Origin of the sequence: Puia sp. P3 (genome assembly GCF_050632245.1) — a bacterium.
Taxonomy (GTDB): domain Bacteria; phylum Bacteroidota; class Bacteroidia; order Chitinophagales; family Chitinophagaceae; genus Puia.
The window spans coordinates 3636345-3652501 of the sequence record NZ_CP192583.1 but is presented as its reverse complement, the minus strand read 5'-3'; the positions used below and the strand labels follow the sequence as shown (position 1 = coordinate 3652501).

Annotated in this window: 23 protein-coding genes; 13 read left to right on the top strand and 10 right to left on the bottom strand. The window is 55.2% G+C overall.

The window, feature by feature from the left end:
- Positions 1 to 52: 52 nt before the first annotated feature.
- Positions 53 to 1558, top strand: a complete 1506-nt coding sequence (locus ACQ86N_RS22300; protein ID WP_431217037.1) for a hypothetical protein — start codon at positions 53 to 55, stop codon at positions 1556 to 1558.
- 54 nt (positions 1559 to 1612) lie between these two features.
- On the opposite strand, the gene ACQ86N_RS22295 is transcribed toward ACQ86N_RS22300, so the two are convergent.
- The 3 genes from ACQ86N_RS22295 to ACQ86N_RS22285 all read right to left on the bottom strand — a co-directional run bounded on the left by ACQ86N_RS22295 (position 1613) and on the right by ACQ86N_RS22285 (position 2994).
- Positions 1613 to 2074, bottom strand: coding sequence for a hypothetical protein (locus ACQ86N_RS22295; RefSeq protein WP_431217036.1), 462 nt, complete (start codon positions 2072 to 2074; stop codon positions 1613 to 1615).
- The gene (locus tag ACQ86N_RS22290; protein WP_431217035.1) at positions 2071 to 2301 is read right to left on the bottom strand and encodes a hypothetical protein; all 231 of its coding nucleotides are present in this window, start codon (positions 2299 to 2301) and stop codon (positions 2071 to 2073) included. Before ACQ86N_RS22290 ends, ACQ86N_RS22295 begins: the two co-directional genes overlap by 4 nt.
- A gap of 168 nt (positions 2302 to 2469) precedes the next feature.
- Complete coding sequence (locus ACQ86N_RS22285; protein WP_431217034.1) at positions 2470 to 2994, bottom strand: SRPBCC family protein; 525 nt, start codon at positions 2992 to 2994, stop codon at positions 2470 to 2472.
- Between the two features lie 89 nt (positions 2995 to 3083).
- Between ACQ86N_RS22285 and pnuC the strand changes: the two genes are divergently transcribed.
- Genes pnuC through ACQ86N_RS22270 form a run of 3 tightly spaced genes read left to right on the top strand, consistent with a single transcriptional unit; the run spans position 3084 to position 4719 of the window.
- Positions 3084 to 3713: a nicotinamide riboside transporter PnuC gene (pnuC, locus tag ACQ86N_RS22280; protein ID WP_431217033.1), complete on the top strand. Its 630-nt coding sequence runs from the start codon at positions 3084 to 3086 to the stop codon at positions 3711 to 3713.
- The gene (locus ACQ86N_RS22275; RefSeq protein WP_431217032.1) at positions 3710 to 4024 is read left to right on the top strand and encodes a hypothetical protein; all 315 of its coding nucleotides are present in this window, start codon (positions 3710 to 3712) and stop codon (positions 4022 to 4024) included. Before pnuC ends, ACQ86N_RS22275 begins: the two co-directional genes overlap by 4 nt.
- A 29-nt stretch (positions 4025 to 4053) precedes the next feature.
- A complete protein-coding gene (locus tag ACQ86N_RS22270) occupies positions 4054 to 4719 on the top strand; it encodes a hypothetical protein (protein WP_431217031.1) in 666 nt (221 codons plus the stop codon).
- Here the strand turns inward: ACQ86N_RS22270 and ACQ86N_RS22265 are convergent.
- A complete protein-coding gene (locus ACQ86N_RS22265; protein WP_431217030.1) occupies positions 4716 to 5096 on the bottom strand; it encodes a VOC family protein in 381 nt (126 codons plus the stop codon). The genes ACQ86N_RS22270 and ACQ86N_RS22265 overlap by 4 nt on opposite strands.
- Before the next feature lie 222 nt (positions 5097 to 5318).
- On the opposite strand from ACQ86N_RS22265, the gene ACQ86N_RS22260 reads away from it, so the two are divergent.
- The 9 genes from ACQ86N_RS22260 (at position 5319) to ACQ86N_RS22220 (ending at position 10512) form a co-directional block, all read left to right on the top strand.
- The gene (locus tag ACQ86N_RS22260) at positions 5319 to 6518 is read left to right on the top strand and encodes a spondin domain-containing protein (RefSeq protein WP_431217029.1); all 1200 of its coding nucleotides are present in this window, start codon (positions 5319 to 5321) and stop codon (positions 6516 to 6518) included.
- Between the two features lie 37 nt (positions 6519 to 6555).
- Positions 6556 to 7413, top strand: coding sequence for a helix-turn-helix domain-containing protein (locus ACQ86N_RS22255; RefSeq protein WP_431217028.1), 858 nt, complete (start codon positions 6556 to 6558; stop codon positions 7411 to 7413).
- 4 nt (positions 7414 to 7417) lie between these two features.
- The gene (locus tag ACQ86N_RS22250) at positions 7418 to 8134 is read left to right on the top strand and encodes a DUF1223 domain-containing protein (RefSeq protein ID WP_431217027.1); all 717 of its coding nucleotides are present in this window, start codon (positions 7418 to 7420) and stop codon (positions 8132 to 8134) included.
- Positions 8135 to 8173: 39 nt separating this feature from the next.
- Positions 8174 to 8848: a cytochrome b/b6 domain-containing protein gene (locus ACQ86N_RS22245; protein WP_431217026.1), complete on the top strand. Its 675-nt coding sequence runs from the start codon at positions 8174 to 8176 to the stop codon at positions 8846 to 8848.
- Entirely contained in the window at positions 8845 to 8973 is a 129-nt protein-coding gene (locus ACQ86N_RS22240; protein ID WP_431217025.1) for a hypothetical protein, read from the top strand. The genes ACQ86N_RS22245 and ACQ86N_RS22240 overlap by 4 nt, the downstream gene beginning before the upstream one ends.
- Positions 8967 to 9626, top strand: a complete 660-nt coding sequence (locus ACQ86N_RS22235) for a molybdopterin-dependent oxidoreductase (RefSeq protein ID WP_431217024.1) — start codon at positions 8967 to 8969, stop codon at positions 9624 to 9626. The genes ACQ86N_RS22240 and ACQ86N_RS22235 overlap by 7 nt, the downstream gene beginning before the upstream one ends.
- A gap of 5 nt (positions 9627 to 9631) precedes the next feature.
- Positions 9632 to 9817, top strand: coding sequence for an RNA polymerase sigma factor (locus ACQ86N_RS22230; RefSeq protein WP_431217023.1), 186 nt, complete (start codon positions 9632 to 9634; stop codon positions 9815 to 9817).
- A gap of 62 nt (positions 9818 to 9879) precedes the next feature.
- Complete coding sequence (locus ACQ86N_RS22225; protein WP_431217022.1) at positions 9880 to 10233, top strand: hypothetical protein; 354 nt, start codon at positions 9880 to 9882, stop codon at positions 10231 to 10233.
- 3 nt (positions 10234 to 10236) lie between these two features.
- Positions 10237 to 10512: a hypothetical protein gene (locus tag ACQ86N_RS22220; protein WP_431217021.1), complete on the top strand. Its 276-nt coding sequence runs from the start codon at positions 10237 to 10239 to the stop codon at positions 10510 to 10512.
- A 42-nt stretch (positions 10513 to 10554) separates the two neighbouring features.
- Here the strand turns inward: ACQ86N_RS22220 and ACQ86N_RS22215 are convergent, their stop codons facing one another.
- The 6 genes from ACQ86N_RS22215 to ACQ86N_RS22190 all read right to left on the bottom strand — a co-directional run bounded on the left by ACQ86N_RS22215 (position 10555) and on the right by ACQ86N_RS22190 (position 16051).
- Entirely contained in the window at positions 10555 to 11955 is a 1401-nt protein-coding gene (locus ACQ86N_RS22215; protein WP_431217020.1) for a RagB/SusD family nutrient uptake outer membrane protein, read from the bottom strand.
- 108 nt (positions 11956 to 12063) lie between these two features.
- Entirely contained in the window at positions 12064 to 13284 is a 1221-nt protein-coding gene (locus ACQ86N_RS22210) for a TonB-dependent receptor domain-containing protein (protein ID WP_431217019.1), read from the bottom strand.
- Positions 13167 to 14489: a hypothetical protein gene (locus ACQ86N_RS22205; protein WP_431217018.1), complete on the bottom strand. Its 1323-nt coding sequence runs from the start codon at positions 14487 to 14489 to the stop codon at positions 13167 to 13169. Before ACQ86N_RS22205 ends, ACQ86N_RS22210 begins: the two co-directional genes overlap by 118 nt.
- 20 nt (positions 14490 to 14509) lie before the next feature.
- On the bottom strand, positions 14510 to 14920 hold the full coding sequence (locus tag ACQ86N_RS22200) for a TonB-dependent receptor plug domain-containing protein (protein ID WP_431217017.1): 411 nt from the start codon (positions 14918 to 14920) through the stop codon (positions 14510 to 14512).
- Between the two features lie 34 nt (positions 14921 to 14954).
- Positions 14955 to 15278, bottom strand: coding sequence for a carboxypeptidase-like regulatory domain-containing protein (locus tag ACQ86N_RS22195; protein WP_431217016.1), 324 nt, complete (start codon positions 15276 to 15278; stop codon positions 14955 to 14957).
- 119 nt (positions 15279 to 15397) lie between these two features.
- Positions 15398 to 16051 (bottom strand): peptidylprolyl isomerase, encoded by a 654-nt coding sequence (locus ACQ86N_RS22190; RefSeq protein WP_431217015.1) that lies wholly within the window; start codon positions 16049 to 16051, stop codon positions 15398 to 15400.
- Positions 16052 to 16157: the final 106 nt, after the last annotated feature.

Sequence of the window (16157 nt, the reverse complement as noted above, 5' to 3'; positions counted from 1 at the left end):
GCTGAAAGAAAGTATAGCACTTATCTTTACACGCGCCGCTAACCTGACCATTATGCTATTTGGAGAATTCAGAGAAACTATCAGAAAGGATAAGACATTAAGGCTGTTGCTTTTGGCTTCGTTGATCGTACAGGTCATCACTTGTATAACAGCTATCGGTATCTACCACCCCGACCAGCATTTCCAGATAATCGAATTTTCTTCCGCCCAGTTGCACAAGCCGTTTGGTCACGTATGGGAATACGACGCCCATATCCGGCCGACGCTGCAGGTCTATTTATTTTCGGGGTACCGGCTATTTTGCGGTTGGATCGGGATCAGCGATCCGTTTACGCAGATGACCGTGCTGCAGGTAGTTTTTGGCCTGGCGCTTTTTGTGCTTTACAATGCTTTTGCGCTTTGGTATTTTAAAGACGGTGACCGGCGTACGCTCTATTGGGTAGTGTTCATCCTCAATTTTTCGTGGTGGATACCTTACTCCAGGACCTTATTCAGTTCGGAGATGCTGTCTTCGTTGCTGTTCTTCTGGGGGGTATGGATCTATATAACAAGGCGTCCGGGCTGGCTGCTGACGCTGCTGGTAGGGTTCCTGTTCGCGTTGTCGTTCTACGTCCGTTTTCAGACGGCTTTTGCGATAATCGGGTTTGGGTGCTGGATGCTTATATTCGAAAAAAGGTATTGGATGGTGTTGCCGATGGCTATCGGGTTTGCCCTGGGCTTCGCGCTGAATGTCAAACTAGACTATGATTTCTATCACCAGTGGGTGCTGACACCCTACACCTACTACAAAGTCAATATTATCGAGGGTACGGCGGCACATTTTGGGACTTCGCCGTTCATCGTCTATATAGGAGAGTTGTGTGGTATCGTGTTTGCTCCGCCGATCAGTATTCTGCTGCTTTGGTTCGCGTTCAGGGCGGCCTTTGTAAAGAAGTTGTCGGACCCGCTATCGCTGCCCGTGCTGTTGTTTATCATCGGGCACTGTATCGTTGCGCACAAGGAAGACCGGTTCCTTTTTCCCATCCTCAGCCTCATGCCGATACTCATCGGCTGGGGAATGCCGGATATGATCCGGTGGTATGAGACGCGGCGCAGCGGCTTCCGGAAATGGATAAAGGGCATTGCCGTTTTCAGTCTTGGCCTGAATCTGCTGGTGCTGGTGCTGTTCTTTTTTACACCCTATTGCCAGGCGCTGCATTTTGCGGTGCAGGTCAAGCGGGAGTTCAGGGGACGGCCGGTGACGATCTATACCGTACCCAGATCGCCTCTCGAGACGGACGGGCATCTTCCTTTTGTCTACTATCAGGAGGGCGTTCGCAATTTTACCTGGAACAAGCTGTCTGTTGTCGATTCGCTGCGTTATGTCGGCAACGGCGCCGAGTATATCACTACTACTTACAATGACGTAAAAGACCGCAAGCACTTGCTGGATAGTCTTGGCTATGAGCGGAAGATCTGTTCGTCGCCGATACTCTGGGGCCTCAATACGATGCTGCAGGGAATGGGGATCAATACCATTAACGATGTTTGGGTATTGTACGAGAAAAAGGGCCGGTAGAACCGGGCTTCTTTGCTATTTGGAGATCGCGTTGTCGGGCTGATAGGCGGCGTACTATTTGCCGAGTGCGGCTCTGCCTACTGCTTCGAGGTGAGGAATACGCATTTCCTCGTACTCTCTCGAGACCATGATGCCGGTAGCTCCGGCACTGGAGGGCATTTTTGTGGCCTGATATATTCGCTGCGGGTCGTCGGGAGGGCTTCCGGGGACGTCGAAGCCGATGCCTGCAATGATCTGCGTTTTGCCTTCTGCCGAAGCGACGCTGCGCCGGGTCTCGCGGGCTGCGAAGTCGGGGGAGAATCCGCGTTTGGCGAGTTCGTCGACTTTGGGCTCTACCGTCTTGTCGTAGCCGAAGATATCGTAGTACAGGCTTAGCGACTCTTCCAGTGACAGCTCGCTCAGTATGGTGTTTTTGAACCGGTCGAGGTACCAGGACCTGATGCGTGGCCCGAGTACTTCGTGGTAGAGGATCAGCTTGATAAAGTCGGAGTACGGCGCCATCCCGGCGTAGCTCATTTCGGCGCGGTAGACGATGTCCCAGCTCGTTGGCTGCTGGTCGACGTGCCATCCGACATAGGCTGAACCTTTGATGGCCTTGATGGTGGTGTCATGTTGCGCTGGCGGGCGGGCGCGACCATTTCGTGGAAGAGGTCGCGGTCGGCAAATTCGAGTTGCGGGCGGGTTGGTTTTATGCGGAGTCGGGTATCTTTGAAATAGTCGTCGTTGTGTCTGGTCCAGACCATGGCGAGTCTGCCGCGGAAGTCGACTGGCGGTTTGCCGTGGTCCGGCGCCTGTTCTGCGATGGGTTGGCCGAGGCTGTTGGTATGGAAGGCGTGGCTGGCCCCAAGTTCAGCGGTTTTATGCCTCCGGTGTTTGCGCTTTTTGACAGGAACCAGGCGGAAATTGGCAGGCTATCTTTCGCTGAGTTCTTTCAACTTGCTGAGTCCTTTGGTGAAGTCGCGGTCCAGATTCTTTTCGATGACGCCGAAGAGTTTGATGATATTCATCGGGTAAGGGGTTGCGCTGGCAATACCCCATTCGGCGCGGGTGCCTCCGCCTTCGGGTGCGATCCGGATATAGCCGTCTGCCCGGCCTTTGATGGGGCGAAGAAAATTGATCACGGAGGTAACTTCCGAATGGTCGGTGATGGTACGCAGAGTCTGGTTGCCCGCGCCGACATTCTTTTCTTCGCTTTCCGAGGAATAGGTGGCGCCGGGGGTGCCGTCCTCGCCCGTTATTTGCTGACGAATATTGGGGTCGAGGCTGATCCATGGACTCCATTCGTTGGAGGCTCTGAAGGTGTTGATATGAGGCCAGACCTTGTCCAGCGGCGCCTGAATGAGGATCGACTTTTCGAATTTCCATTGTGTTCCGACAAAGGCAGCGGTGAGCAGAAACAGAATGATCAGAGCGGCGAGAATATAGACGACCAGCATGGAATAGGCGTTTTGTGTAATATACTGTTTTTTACGGATATCCGGAGTCCCTCTTCCCGAATAAGCGGGATATCTTATCTTCGCCCGTTATGCAGGCAAGCGAACTTTTCCAGCTACTGAAAGAACAGATCGCGGAAACGGATCTGCTCCAGTGGATCGCGATCGTTACCGGGGTCGCGGAAGTCCTTCTGGCCCGAGTCAACAATATCCTGTTGTATCCGGCGGGGATTATCAGCACCCTGCTCACCATGTATATTCTTTTCGTTTCGGGTCTTTATGCCGACTCTTTGCTGAACGCCTACTATATGGTCATGAGCGTTTATGGCTGGTGGTACTGGACAAAGAAAAGAGACCGGCCGCCGGTATCCATTTCGGTGTGCAGCCGGACGGACTGGGGGACCGTATTCGCAATTGCCGGAGGGGGATTTGTAGTCCTGTATTTTTTACTGAAGACATTGACGCCGTCGACGGTTCCTCTGGCGGATGCCTGGGTCAGCGCTACGGCCTGGGCGGGGATGTGGCTGCTGGCGAAGAGGAAGGTCGAGAACTGGATCCTGCTGAATATCTCCAATCTGTTCGCCATACCCCTGTTATTCTACAAACAGCTGCCGCTGTTCGCGGGACTGACGATCATCCTTTTTATCGTAGCTGTCTTCGGGTATTTTGACTGGCGAAAGAAATACCTGATTCGTATGGCAGCGGAAAAATCTTTGGCATGATACAGCATCCTTCGGCGTTTTTGCCTGCTGGTGTGGCGGACATTCTGCGGGCCAGGTCAGCTGAGGCCGAGGCTGCACGTGACCTGCATCCCGATCAGCTGCGGACGATCTATGAGCATCAGTGGTGGAGGATGCTGGTCCCTGGCAGTCCCTTGTCGTTGCCCGAACTGGTCCGGCTGGAAGAGGGGATCGCGTGGGCCGACGGTTCGGTCGGCTGGGCGGTGACGCTGTGCAGCGGGGCGGGGTGGTTTGCCGGTTTTTCCCTTCAGGAAACTATGCTGAGATCTTTTCCGACTGGCGGATGTGCATAGCCGGTAGCGGGGCCCCTGGGGGTGAAGCCGTGCCTGTACCTGGTGGTTACCGGATCAGCGGGAAGTGGGAGTATGCCAGCGGGGCGACGCATGCGACGGCGTTCACGGCGAATTGTGCGGTCGTCTCCGACGGAGGGCGGCGGGAGGTCCGGCCTTTCCTTTTCCGCCCGGAAGAAGTGATCGTACACCCGACCTGGAATACTATCGGACTTGTCGCAACTGGAAGCCATTCCTTTGAAGTAAGGGATGTAGTGATTCCTGCCGACCGTTGTTTTGCGATCGAATCAGGTCAGGCGAAAGACGGCGACCCCGTCTATCGATATCCCTTTCTGCAGTTGGCGGAGGCCACACTGACGGCCAACCTTTCCGGAATGGGGATGCACTATCTCGACTGCTGCGGCGAGCTGTTCCGTCAGCGGGACCGGCTGGCCGCTACGGTGAAACTGGAGGAGGCGTTGAGTATACTGGATGATCTCAGGATCCAGTTCTTTCAGGCACTGGACGAATCGTGGGCGACGCGGGCCGGTTATGATGCTGTCAGCCGTGCGAGTCGGGCGTTGGCCGACGGAGTTCGTCGGGTGGTTGACGGATTATATCCCTATGGTGGTTTAACCGCCGCGCGGCCGGACACGGAGATAAACCGGGTTTGGCGAGACCTCCATACCGCAACTCAGCACAGTTTGCTGGTGAATTAGTTGTTGCTTTCCACTACCGACAGGATATTTCCCGCAGGGTCGGTGAACCAGGCAATCTTTGGTCCAACAGGTCCGCGGAAGATGCCTTTCTTGTCTGTTTTCAGGTCGCCTTCGTACTGAAGAAAGGTGATACCGGACGCCGTTAGCCCGTCTACTGCTTCCTCAATATTGCTGACCTGGAAGTTCAGGACGGTAAAGCTGGCGGGCTCATGGTTCTCTTTTGGATAGAGAAAGACGTTCGCGTCGTTGCCGATACGAACGGAAAGCCCCTCCGGTGTCTCGTTGATTTCGAGGCCGAGCTTCTGCCGATAGAATTCCGTTGCTTTTTTAAGGTCGTTGACGGAGAAGCTGCTGAACGACCCGGTATAGTTGAACATGTGGTATCAGCAGCAAACGATATGCCATCCGGGGGAAGTTTAGACAAGCCTTCGGGAACTACAGGCATTGTTCGGGGGGCGGGTCAACGGTAGCTTTGTCCTACAAAATCATACTTCCATGAATCAGTTGACAAGGATTGGCCTGTGGCCTGCGGCGGCACTGCTGCCTTTTTTCATGAGCGCGTGTAAGAAGGACAACGCACCAGGGGCGCGGCTCCTCAGATGGAGACCATCACGATAGAGAACGTATTAAATTCCAAACCGCTGGTCGAGTCCGGTACTTTTCAGGGGACGGGTTCGCCCGCGCTGATCCAGCCCGGCCAGTCGGTGACGGTAAGTTTCGCTGCGGCAAAAGGGGAGGCATTGTCTTTTGCCACCATGTATGGCTGGTCGAACGATCTGTTCTTTGCGCCGGCCAGTCCGGGTATTGCCGTCTATGGCAGCGACGGTACTCCCATCGAGGGCGATGTATCCGGCCAGATAAAGCTATGGGACAACGGCACGCGTATCAATCAGACTCCCGGCGCCAGTGTCAATCACCCGGGCACGCCCGACAATCAGGCTATTAAGGAGGTGAATGGCGTCGACGCCCAGGGCAATACCTATGCGCCGGCTTCGAAGCTTGTCAGTGCGGTGCTGAAGTATAATGGCAATTCGACCTTTACGCTTACGCTGACCAATACTTCGGGCGGGACGACCAATCCGACTCCGCTGAGCCCGGGTGTGTGGTCGGTTTCGTATATCGTTGGCGGTAATTTACTGATGCCGAATCCGCTGTATACGGCGGGGCAGCCTACGGCCAATGGTCTGACCAATATTGCGGAAATGGGTGATAACTCGAAGCTATGGGCCTATGTGCAGTCCATCACCGGCATATTTACGCCGCTGTCGCCGGTGCTGGTAGTCGTCTACAACGGGATCGACAATCCGATATATAAGATCGGCGAGGCCGACCGTGGTCAGGGGCTCAAGTATCTGGCGCAGCGGGGCGTACCCGACACGCTGGCCAATTATCTGAAGGGACTGAAAGGCGTAAAGGCGGTGTATAATCTGGCGGCTTCCGGTACCCGCGTACTTTTGCCGGTGATCAACGGTGCGGCGGGCAGCAAGGTTTCCCAGGATATCAAAGTCGTGAAGGGTGACCGGCTGGCTATCGCAACGATGTATGGGTTCTCCAATGACTGGTTCTTTGCGACCGCGGGCAACGGTGTCGACGCGACGGTGATGGGTGATCTGTCTGCCACCATCCAGCTGTACAATGACGGGACGGCTATCGATCAATTCCCGGGCGCGGGTGTGACGCAGTTCAATCTCGCGGGGACGCCGCTGACGGAAAATCTGCCGATTTCTGTGGTCCCTAATCCTAACGCCTTCACTACTTTACCTCCTATTCCGAATATTATTAAGGTTAGTTTGCAATAATTTGTAAGGAATCGGGCCTGGTTTCGACGGAGTGTGTATGAAATGGCAATTCGAAGACCGGCTTACGCAGGGAAAATTTGTGATCAGGGTGGGCGACCCAATGTTAAGAGGGGAGGGATTGGTCAACGGGAAAAAGGAAATGATCAATACGATCGTCTATAATACGGGAGGGGAGCAGAAGGTAGTTATTGATAAAATAGCGTATACGATGCCCGGAAGCTCGGTCCTTCCCCTGGTCGCCAACCAGCATTTTCAGTTTGCAGCGCCGGAGAGCCTGGTCGCCTGGCAGTTCAACCGCGATTTTTATTGTATCGCCGATCATGACGCGGAGGTAGGGTGTGTCGGCTTTCTTTTCTATGGCATCCAGCATCCGATGTTCATCCCGTTGTCGCCGAGGGAAATGGAGATCATCTCGCTAATAGAGATGCAGTGTATGGAAGACCTGGAGGTGAAAGACAAGATGCAGGGGGAGATGTTGCGGACCCTGCTGAAACGGCTGATCATCCATGTAACGCGTATTGCCAAACAGCAGACGGAATGTTACCGGCAGTTCTCCGACGACCGGATGGATATTATCCGGAAGTTCAATCTGCTGCTGGAGGTCAATTACCGCACCCAGCACGAGGTGCAGTTCTATGCCTCGACGATGAACAAGTCGCCGAAGACGCTTAGCAATCTCTTCGGGCTTTGCAATTACCCATCGCCGTCCCGGCTGATCCACCGGAGGCTGATCCTGGAGGCAAAGCGGTATTTACATTTTACCGATAAGTCGGTCAAAGAGGTGGCTGAGGACCTTGGTTTTAGCAGCACGGCTCATTTTAGCCGTTTTTTAAAGGCTGGTACGGGAATGAATTTTTCTGAAAGCCGGAATCGAGTTTTTTTACCAACTTTGTAAGGATATGAAACCGATCATTTTTGCGGGAGTTGTTGTGGCGTTGGTCGCACTGGCGGCGTTGCGGCCCCGGCCTTTGGCGCAGGCGGCCGGAGACCCGGGCTTTGCCGTTGTCGAATTGTTTACTTCCGAGGGCTGTTCCAGCTGTCCGCCGGCCGATGAACTGGTCGCGCAGATACAGCGGGAGGATAAAGACCGGTCGGTATTCATACTCGTCTGGCATGTGGACTACTGGGACAGGCTGGGCTGGAAGGACGCGTTCGGCAGTGCGGCTTTTACCGGCAGACAGAGGGAGTATGCAAACTGGCTTCGCCTGTCCTCTGTATATACTCCACAGATAGTCGTCAACGGGAAGAAGGAATTTGTAGGTTCGGACGCCAGGGCTTTGCGGGCCACGGTGGAGAACGATCTGAAGGATGCGGCGACGGCCCGGCTGTCGATCGGCAGTCTGCAGCAGGACGCGAATGGATTGTCGTGGAGCTGGCAGGCAGGGGCTGTGACAAAAGGGGTATCGCTGGTAGTAGCCCTGGTACAACGATCGGCTGTGACGAACGTAAAGGCGGGGGAGAACGGTGGAAAAACCCTGACCCATGTACAGATCGTCCGCGGCATGCGGGTAGTCGACACAGATGGAAAGGGTAGTGGGACGGGAAAAGATGGAATGGCCTGCGGGACTAAAGGCCGGGGACGCGGAGGTCGTCGCATTCCTGCAGAACAGGGGTAGCGGCGAGATCGTCGCTGCCTGCAGAATAGAAAAAATCATATGAAAGTCATAAAAGAAAAACATCCGCTCGTCATGCGCTGGACCCACTGGGTCAATTTCCCTATCCTGGCGATCATGATCTGGAGCGGGCTACTGATCTACTGGGCGAATGACGTATTTACCGTTACGATCTTCGGGCATCGGTTCGTGAAATTCTTTCCCGAGTGGTTCTATAAGGCGCTGCATATCCCGAGCCGTCTGGCGGAAGGGATGGCTTTTCATTTTTTGTTCATGTGGTTCTTCGCACTGAACGGTCTGTTTTATGTGCTGTACACTATTCTGTCGGGGGAATGGCGGCTGCTCGTGCCGAACCGGCATTCTTTCAGGGAGGCCTGGCTGGTGGTCCTGCACGATCTGCATATCCGCCGGATGGCGCCGCCGCAGAAGAAATACAATGCGGCGCAGCGGATTGCCTACACCGCTATCATCGTAATGGGTTTTGGCTCGCTGGTGACGGGACTGGCCATTTACAAGCCTGTGCAGCTGTACTGGCTGGTCTGGATCTGCGGCGGGTATAGTTTTGCCCGGATCCTGCATTTTATCCTGACGATCGGGTATGTGTTGTTCTTTGTCGTTCACATCGTACAGGTCATTTTGGCGGGCTGGAATAATTTCAGGTCGGTGATCTCAGGATTTGAAGTCATAGAAAGCGGGAAGGAGGCGCCCAAAGAATGAGAAAGATAAAGAAGCTGAAGAAGCCGTTGACAGTCGAGCAGAAGATCGCCAGGCGTAATCTGATCTCCTTTGGGACCTTTTTGCCCTGGGGGGCGCGGCTTTTGGCGGATGGAAATGGTTGCTGAACAGTTCTCCGGAACAGACCGCGGTGACGGGCGGCGCGCATAAGCCTCTGAGGAGGGCGCTGAACCAGACAGAATTGTTTTTCCGGAGGATATTCAGCGACAACCATCTGGTCAGGACCTATCCGAAGTCGAGGGCGGCACAGCGGGTCAGGGAGAACAGCCATATTGGGATGCGGGATCCGGGATTTTGCATTGAAGACTGGCGGCTGGTGGTGACTGCCGTCGACGGGAAGCAGCTGCAGCTGTCCATCGACGAAATCAGGGCTCTGCCAAAAACGGAGATCGTCTTTGATTTCAAGTGCGTGGAGGGCTGGGACCAGATACAGCACTGGGCCGGAGTAAGAATGGTCGATTTTATCCGGCATTTTGGGCTGGAGCAGTCGGCCGAAAAGAAGTATATGGGACTGGAGACTCCGGACGGCAAATGCTATGTCGGCATCGACCGTGAAAGCGCGCTTCATCCGCAGACCATATTGGCCTACGAGATGAACGACCGGCCGCTGACCGACGGACACGGGGCGCCATTGCGGCTGATCATCCCCGTAAAGTATGGTATCAAGAACCTGAAGCGTATCGGCACGATGAACTTTAGCGATGGCAGGCCCAGGGACTATTGGGCCGAACAGGGTTATGATTATTATTCAGGACTTTAAAATATATGGCAAAAATTGCTGTGCTTGATCCCCGTCAGTGGGTAAGTCTTTATGCCGACTATTTGTATTCCTATGCCGTCGCCCGGCTTGACGACGAAGAGCAGGCGAGGGATTTGGTGCAGGAGACATTCCTGGCTGCGCTGGAGAGGACGGAGCAGTTCAGGGGGATAGTTCCGAGCGGACCTGGCTGACGGCGATACTGAAGCACAAGGTTATCGACGTATATCGCAGGCGCAATTCGGGTCTGCGGGCAATGGGCGGAGCGGAAGGGGCGATGGGTGAAGCCGGCCGGGGGATAGGCGACTCTGAGCCGGAGCGGGAGTTCTTCGAGGCGGACAATGGTCATTGGAAGGAGGAGTACAGTCCGAAAGCGCTGGGTGTGGAGGACGCCGATCCGTTCGGCAATAAGGAGCTCAGTTCCGTGCTGCAGCGGTGTTTGAAAAAGCTGCCGGCGCTGTGGTTTTCCGTTTTTACCATGAAACATATGGATGAGGCTGCGACGGAGCTGATTTGTAATGAACTGAAGCTGACCCCTGGGAATTTCTGGGTGATCATTCACCGGGCCAAGCTGAATTTAAGGGCCTGTATTCAAAAGGCGTGGATGTAAGCTATGGGAGTAATAAAGAAGATACAATACAATTGCCGGGAGGCGACCTATCTCATCGAAAAGAGGCAGCACGTACGGCTGTCCATAAAGGAGAGGATACACCTGCTGATACACCTGTCGGGGTGTTCGGTGTGCAGGCTGTTCCAGCAGCAGAGCCGGATGATCAACCGGGCGGTGAAGGGGCTGTTCAAAGACAGGGCTGAGGAGGAGAAGAGGTTGGATGACGGGATAAAAAAAGAAATGCAGGATCGTATAAATGAAAGGCTCACCCGAAGGTGAGCCTTTTTAAATGTTAGTTGTCTGTACACAGCGGGTTGAGGCTTAGCTCGGTCGCCGAAATTGGCCAGATATAGCCGACGTCGTTGAGGCCTTTTGCGGGGGCGCTGCCTTTTTGGGGATGGTAGAGAGCGTCCGCATCAGGTCGTTGTTGCGCAGGCCTTCGCCAAGGAATTCGATATTCCTTTCCTGAAGGATGGCGGCTATGAGGGCGTCCGGTGTTGCGAAGCTGGCCGTCGTATAGGAGATAGTGGCGTCGGACCGGTTGCGGACCGCGCTGAGCAGGGCTACGGCGCGTGGATCGACAGAGCTGGTGTTTCGGGTGATGGCTTCCGCCAGGCTCAGCAGCACTTCCGAATAACGGATGACGGGAACGAAGTCGGTATAGGGACTGGGAGCCGAGAATTTGGTCAACCACCGTTTGGTCGTCACCACGCCCGAGGTAGACGTCTGTGTGGAGGTCAGGATGTAGGATCGTCTTTTGTCGGTGGCGGGTTTCCAGCCGGAGTCGGAAATCACGCCGGTGGGCGCGTTGAGCGAATATTCTCCGTTGCCTACGCCACCCAGTTTGCTGGTCGGAGACCAGTAGTAGGCCAGCTGGTTCTGGGTTCCGGGGTTGTCGCCGGAAGTGGATGACATTGGCAGGGAGAAGATCGACTCGGTGGTAGTATAGGGCGCGGCGAAGACCTTCGTGATATCGGACTGCAGCGTATTGGCGACGCCGGTGGGGGCCTTGAAGGGAGCGGAGACGCTCACGATGCGGTTGGCGGCGGCGATCACGCTGTCGTACTTGCCCATGCTAAGGAATACGCGGGTCTTTAGGGCGATGGCGGTGTTGGTGTGGGCGCGGGTAGTGTTATTGGTGGCCGAGCTGTAGCTGGCAGGCAGGCCGGCTTCCGCGTCGTTGAGGTCTTTGATGATCTGTGCGTACACGTCGGCCACCGAGCTTCTTGCCTTGGGAGACTGGCCGGCGCTTTTGATGCCGGTGAGGCGGATAGGAACGCCCTTGCCGGCACCGTTGTCCTTTGTATAGGGGTATGCGTAGTACTGGAGCAGGGCATAGTAGGAAAGGGCTCGTATCAATTTGGCTTCCGCTATATAGCTGGTCGTGAGCGACTGACCTACGACTTTGGCGCCGAGGGAGTCCATGCCGTCGATGAAGAGATTGCAAGTGTTTATGGTGAGATAGGCGTACTGCCAGAGGCCGACGATGGCCGTGGCGCTGTTGGTGGGATTTTCGTTCCAAACGTCGGCGCTGGTCACCAGGTTGGACAGCTCGTTGATGAAATTGTCGGCTTTGATGTCGCCGTCGATGACGTAGCGGCCGCCGTAGAAGTTGCCGTTCTTTAGAGCGCCGTAGAGGGACAGCACCTGTTCCTGCACGCGCGCGGGCGAGCTGAATACGGATACGTCGGCAACGGAGGTTTGGGGAAGGGGATTCAGCAATTCTTTTGCAGGATCCGCCTGCGATGAGCAGAATGGCCAGCAGGGGAAAAAGGATATATTTACTAGTTCTCATTTTTTTTGTTTTTTGTCCTGATCAATGTTGATAAGTTAGAAACCTACGTTTAGTCCTATCGTATAGGTTCTGCCGTTGACGGCCGTGTTGCGGTCTACGCCCTGTCCGGAAGTGCTGTTGCCGTTGGAGGCGACTTCGGGATCGGGGCCGGGATAGCTGGTCATGATGCCGAGGTTTTGTCCGCTGATATAGATACGTGCACTGCCGATCTTTGCCCGCTGGATCAGCGTGGCAGGCAGGTTGTAGCTGAGCGAGAGCGTGCGCAGCTTGATAAAATCTCCTTTGAAAACGTTGATGTCCATCGGCATGGCGCTGCCGTTGGAGACGTTGTCGTTGAATACGGGGCGGGCGTATTTTTTGCCGGCCTGGTCCTTGTCTGTCCATCCGTCGGAGAGCATATCGGTGGCGTTGTTCCAGAAGCGCTGGTCGTGCAGGCCGGCGTTGGTGCCGTAGTATACGTAGAAGCCGGCCTGGTAGGTCAGCAGGACGTCGAGCGTAAAGCCTTTGTAGTTGAAGCTGTTCGACCATCCGCCGACATATTTGGGCAGGGGGCTTTTGTACATCACTGCGTCCGCGGCCTGTGTGATCGAGGTGCCGCCGGTCGGGCTGACGTATTTGGTCGTCCCGTCGGCGGTAGTGGAATAGTTGAACTGACCGCTTGGCGCATAATATTGATAGTAGACCTTCTGGCCGGCGGAGTTGACGAAGACGCGTTTGCCGGTGCCGGGGTCGACGCCCGCGGTACGGGTCACCCAGAGATAACCGAGTGCGTAGCCGGGCATGGTGAGGTTCACCGTTTCGAGGCCGGAAGTTCCGGTCTGTATGCTGGGAAGACCGTCGGCCAGCCTGGTAACCCTGTTCTTGTTGATCGTCAGGTTGAAGTTGGTGGTCCAGGTGAATTCCTTGTTTTGTATGGGTGTTGCGTTGATGCTGATCTCGACGCCGCGGTTGTACATGCTGCCGACGTTGAGGGGTGGTCCGGGATAGGAGACGGTGGGAAGGCCTGCGGATGGCGCCTGGTTGACGTAGAGGATGAGGCCGTCGATATTGTTGTTGTAGTAGGCGAACTGACCGGTGATTCGGTCGTTGAGGACGCCAACGTTGAAGCCGATGTCCGTCTGTTTGCTGGTCTCCCATTTCAGGTTGGGGTTGCCGACGCTGCCGAGGGCGTAGGAGAGCGTGGCGAGACCGCCGTAGAGCCCGCTGACGTATTGTGTCCATGGGCTATAGTCGCTGATGCCGTTGAGGTTGCCCACTTTTCCGTAGCTTCCTCTGAGGCGGAAGCTGCTGAAGACGTGATCGAGGTGTGCTGATTTCCAGAAATTCTCCTGGGCGATCTCCCAGCCGGCGCTGCCGCCGTAGAAATTGCCTTTTTCTGACCGAGCTGCGAGGCCTCGTCGTGCCGAAGGGTGCCGGAGAGAAAATATTTGCGGTCGAAGTTGTAGTTGAGACGGCCGAAGGTCGAAAGCAGGTAGTTCTCACCCCGGGCGTTGCCGGTGGGGTTGTTGATCGTATAGCCGGCCTGGATGATATTGTAGCCGGGGTCGGAGATGCCCTGGCGGTTGATGCCGTAGGTGGAAGTGGTCCGTCTTTGCTGTTCGTTGCCGACCAGCAGGCTCAGACTATGTTTGTCTGCGAATGTATAGTCGAATTGGGCGGTATTTGTCCACACCCAGGTCTTGTATTTTGCGGAGACGGCCGATGCGTTGCCTCCCGCGGTATATCCGTCGCCGGTGACGGCGCTCTGGAAGAGGTCGTTGTCGATGAGCATGTAGTCAATGCCGTAGAGCGTCTTTAGTGTGATCCAGCTGAGCGGCTTGACCTGCAGGTAGGTGCTGGACTGAACATGATTGACCTCGTTGTTCGAGCGGTTGAGGTCGGTGATGGGGACGATATTATAATAAGAGATCGAGGTGCCCGTGATATTGGGTGCGCCGATGCTGGAGCCGTTGATATTGTATGAGCCGTCTGTGTTGTAGGGAGAAAGGATGGGCGGCAGCACCTGGGTGAGGCGGGCCAGGGCGCCGGTGTTGTAGGCTTCGCCGGGAAGGGATCCCGAGGAGCCGGCGGAATAGTTCATCTCGTTCGAATACGACGCTTTGCCGCCGAGTGATATGGCCTTGCTGAGGCGGGTATCCACGTTGGCGAGGATATTGATGCGTTTGAAATCGTTTTTCTTTATGATGCCTTCCTGTGCGGTGTAGCCTGTAGCGAGATAGTAGGTGGTCGCGTCGTTGCCGCCGGAGATGTTGATGGCGTGGCTGTGCGAGAGGCCGGTGCGATAGACATAGTCGGTCCAGCGGGTGTCGACGTTGGTGCTGTCGGCATTTTTCGCGTATTTGAAGCTGACGGCGTTCGCGCCGGTGAGGCTGGGATTGTTGGCGACAGCCATGGTCTTTTCCTGGAGGTACTGGGCGGCGTTCATCATTTTCGGGAGGCCATAGGCTTTGTTCCATCCCACCCATCCGTCATAGCTGACTTTTACGCGGCCTGCCTTGCCTTTTTTGTCGTGATGAAGACTACGCCATTGGCGGCGCGGCTACCATAGATGGCGGTGGCGGCGGCGTCCTTGGCGATATCGATGCTTTCGATATCGTTCGGGTTGATGCTGGCGAGGGGATTGATCGATGCATTTGATGCGGAAGAGCCGGTGATGGGATTGGTACTGTAGTCGCCGGTGAAGGAGGGTACGCCGTCGACGACGATCAGGGGATAGGAGCTCAGGGAGATGGAGTTGGTGCCCCGGATACGGAATACGGGAGGCTCGTTGACGACGCCGCTGGGAACGGTGATCTGGACACCCGAACTGCGGCCGGCGAGGCCTTCGTCAAAGCTCTGTATCGGTGTTTCGGCGAGGGCTGCTCCTTTTACCGAGGAGAGGCTTCCGGTCACCTCTGATTTTTTTGGCTGCCATAGCCAACAACGACTACTTCGGACAGGTTCCTGCCGGAGGATTTGAGGGTGATGCCGAAGGTGGATCTTGCGCCGAGTGGGATGAGTTGTTCTTCCAGTCCGATATAGGTGAACTGGAGGAGCCGGGTTTTTCGGAGACGTTGAGTCGGAAGACACCGCTGATATCGGTAACGGTGGTGGAGGTAACTTTCCGGTCACTGGTCAGGGCGGTGATGGTGACGGCTGCCAGGGGATTGCCTTTTTCGTCGGTGACGGTGCCGGAGATGGATCGGTTTTGTGCACGCAATTGACACAATGCCAGGCATACGCCTAGCACAGAGGCTAGAAGTTTTCTCATGTGACGTAGTTAGTTTTAGTGAATATAAATAAAAAAAGCGAGTAAAATGTGTTTTTATTTACTCACTGTGCCCATTATGCGGTGGATTTTGCTAAATATTATTTATATAGAATTAATTGCTATATTATGCGGGCGTGTTTGATATAGTCGAGTTTGGGGAAGCGGGATTTGAGCCATGCGTTGCCTTCGGCGAAGAGAGAGTCCTGTTTGCCGCCGCGGATGCCTCCGCCGGAGTGTTCGCCATACCCGCTGTATAGCGAGTCGGCGACGTCCATGCCTGCGATGATCCGGGCGAAAGGGACAAAGGGTTCTTTGTCGTGGGTGGTGCTGTTGTCGCGCAGGTTGATGAACATCTGGGTGGTGCGGCCGTTGGGGTCTTTGAAGGCATAGGCGATGGTGCCGCGGGTGTTGGAGAGGACTCTTGGATCGTCGGGTAAGGTCTGGTGACGCCATGCGCTGGCGATCTTTCCATCCGCGGCTACGCCGAACTGGGCCCAGGTCTCTTTGCGGATGCGGAAGACGGCGGCGTTGTTATAGTAGCCATACCGGACCAGGTTGTAAAAGCGGTCGACGCCACGCGGGGACCATTCTCTTTTTACTTCGAGAAGGATATTGCCTTTTGTCGTCTGGAGCTGTACGCGGAATTCGGCAGGTGCCGGGGTGCTGAAGACGGGGTCTTCGGGGTGGAGGAGCCGGCGGTGCGCTGTGCAGGAGAAGAGTAAGGGGAGAAGAAAAAAGAGTGAATAGTATTTGTTTGTGATGCTCTGTTTCATGGGAGAAAAATTACGGCATTAGATGGGTTGACGATGGGTTTGGAGGGGGTTTCTTTAAAACTGGTTAAAAAATGCACAGCGGAAGATAAAATTTTCCCTACATTTG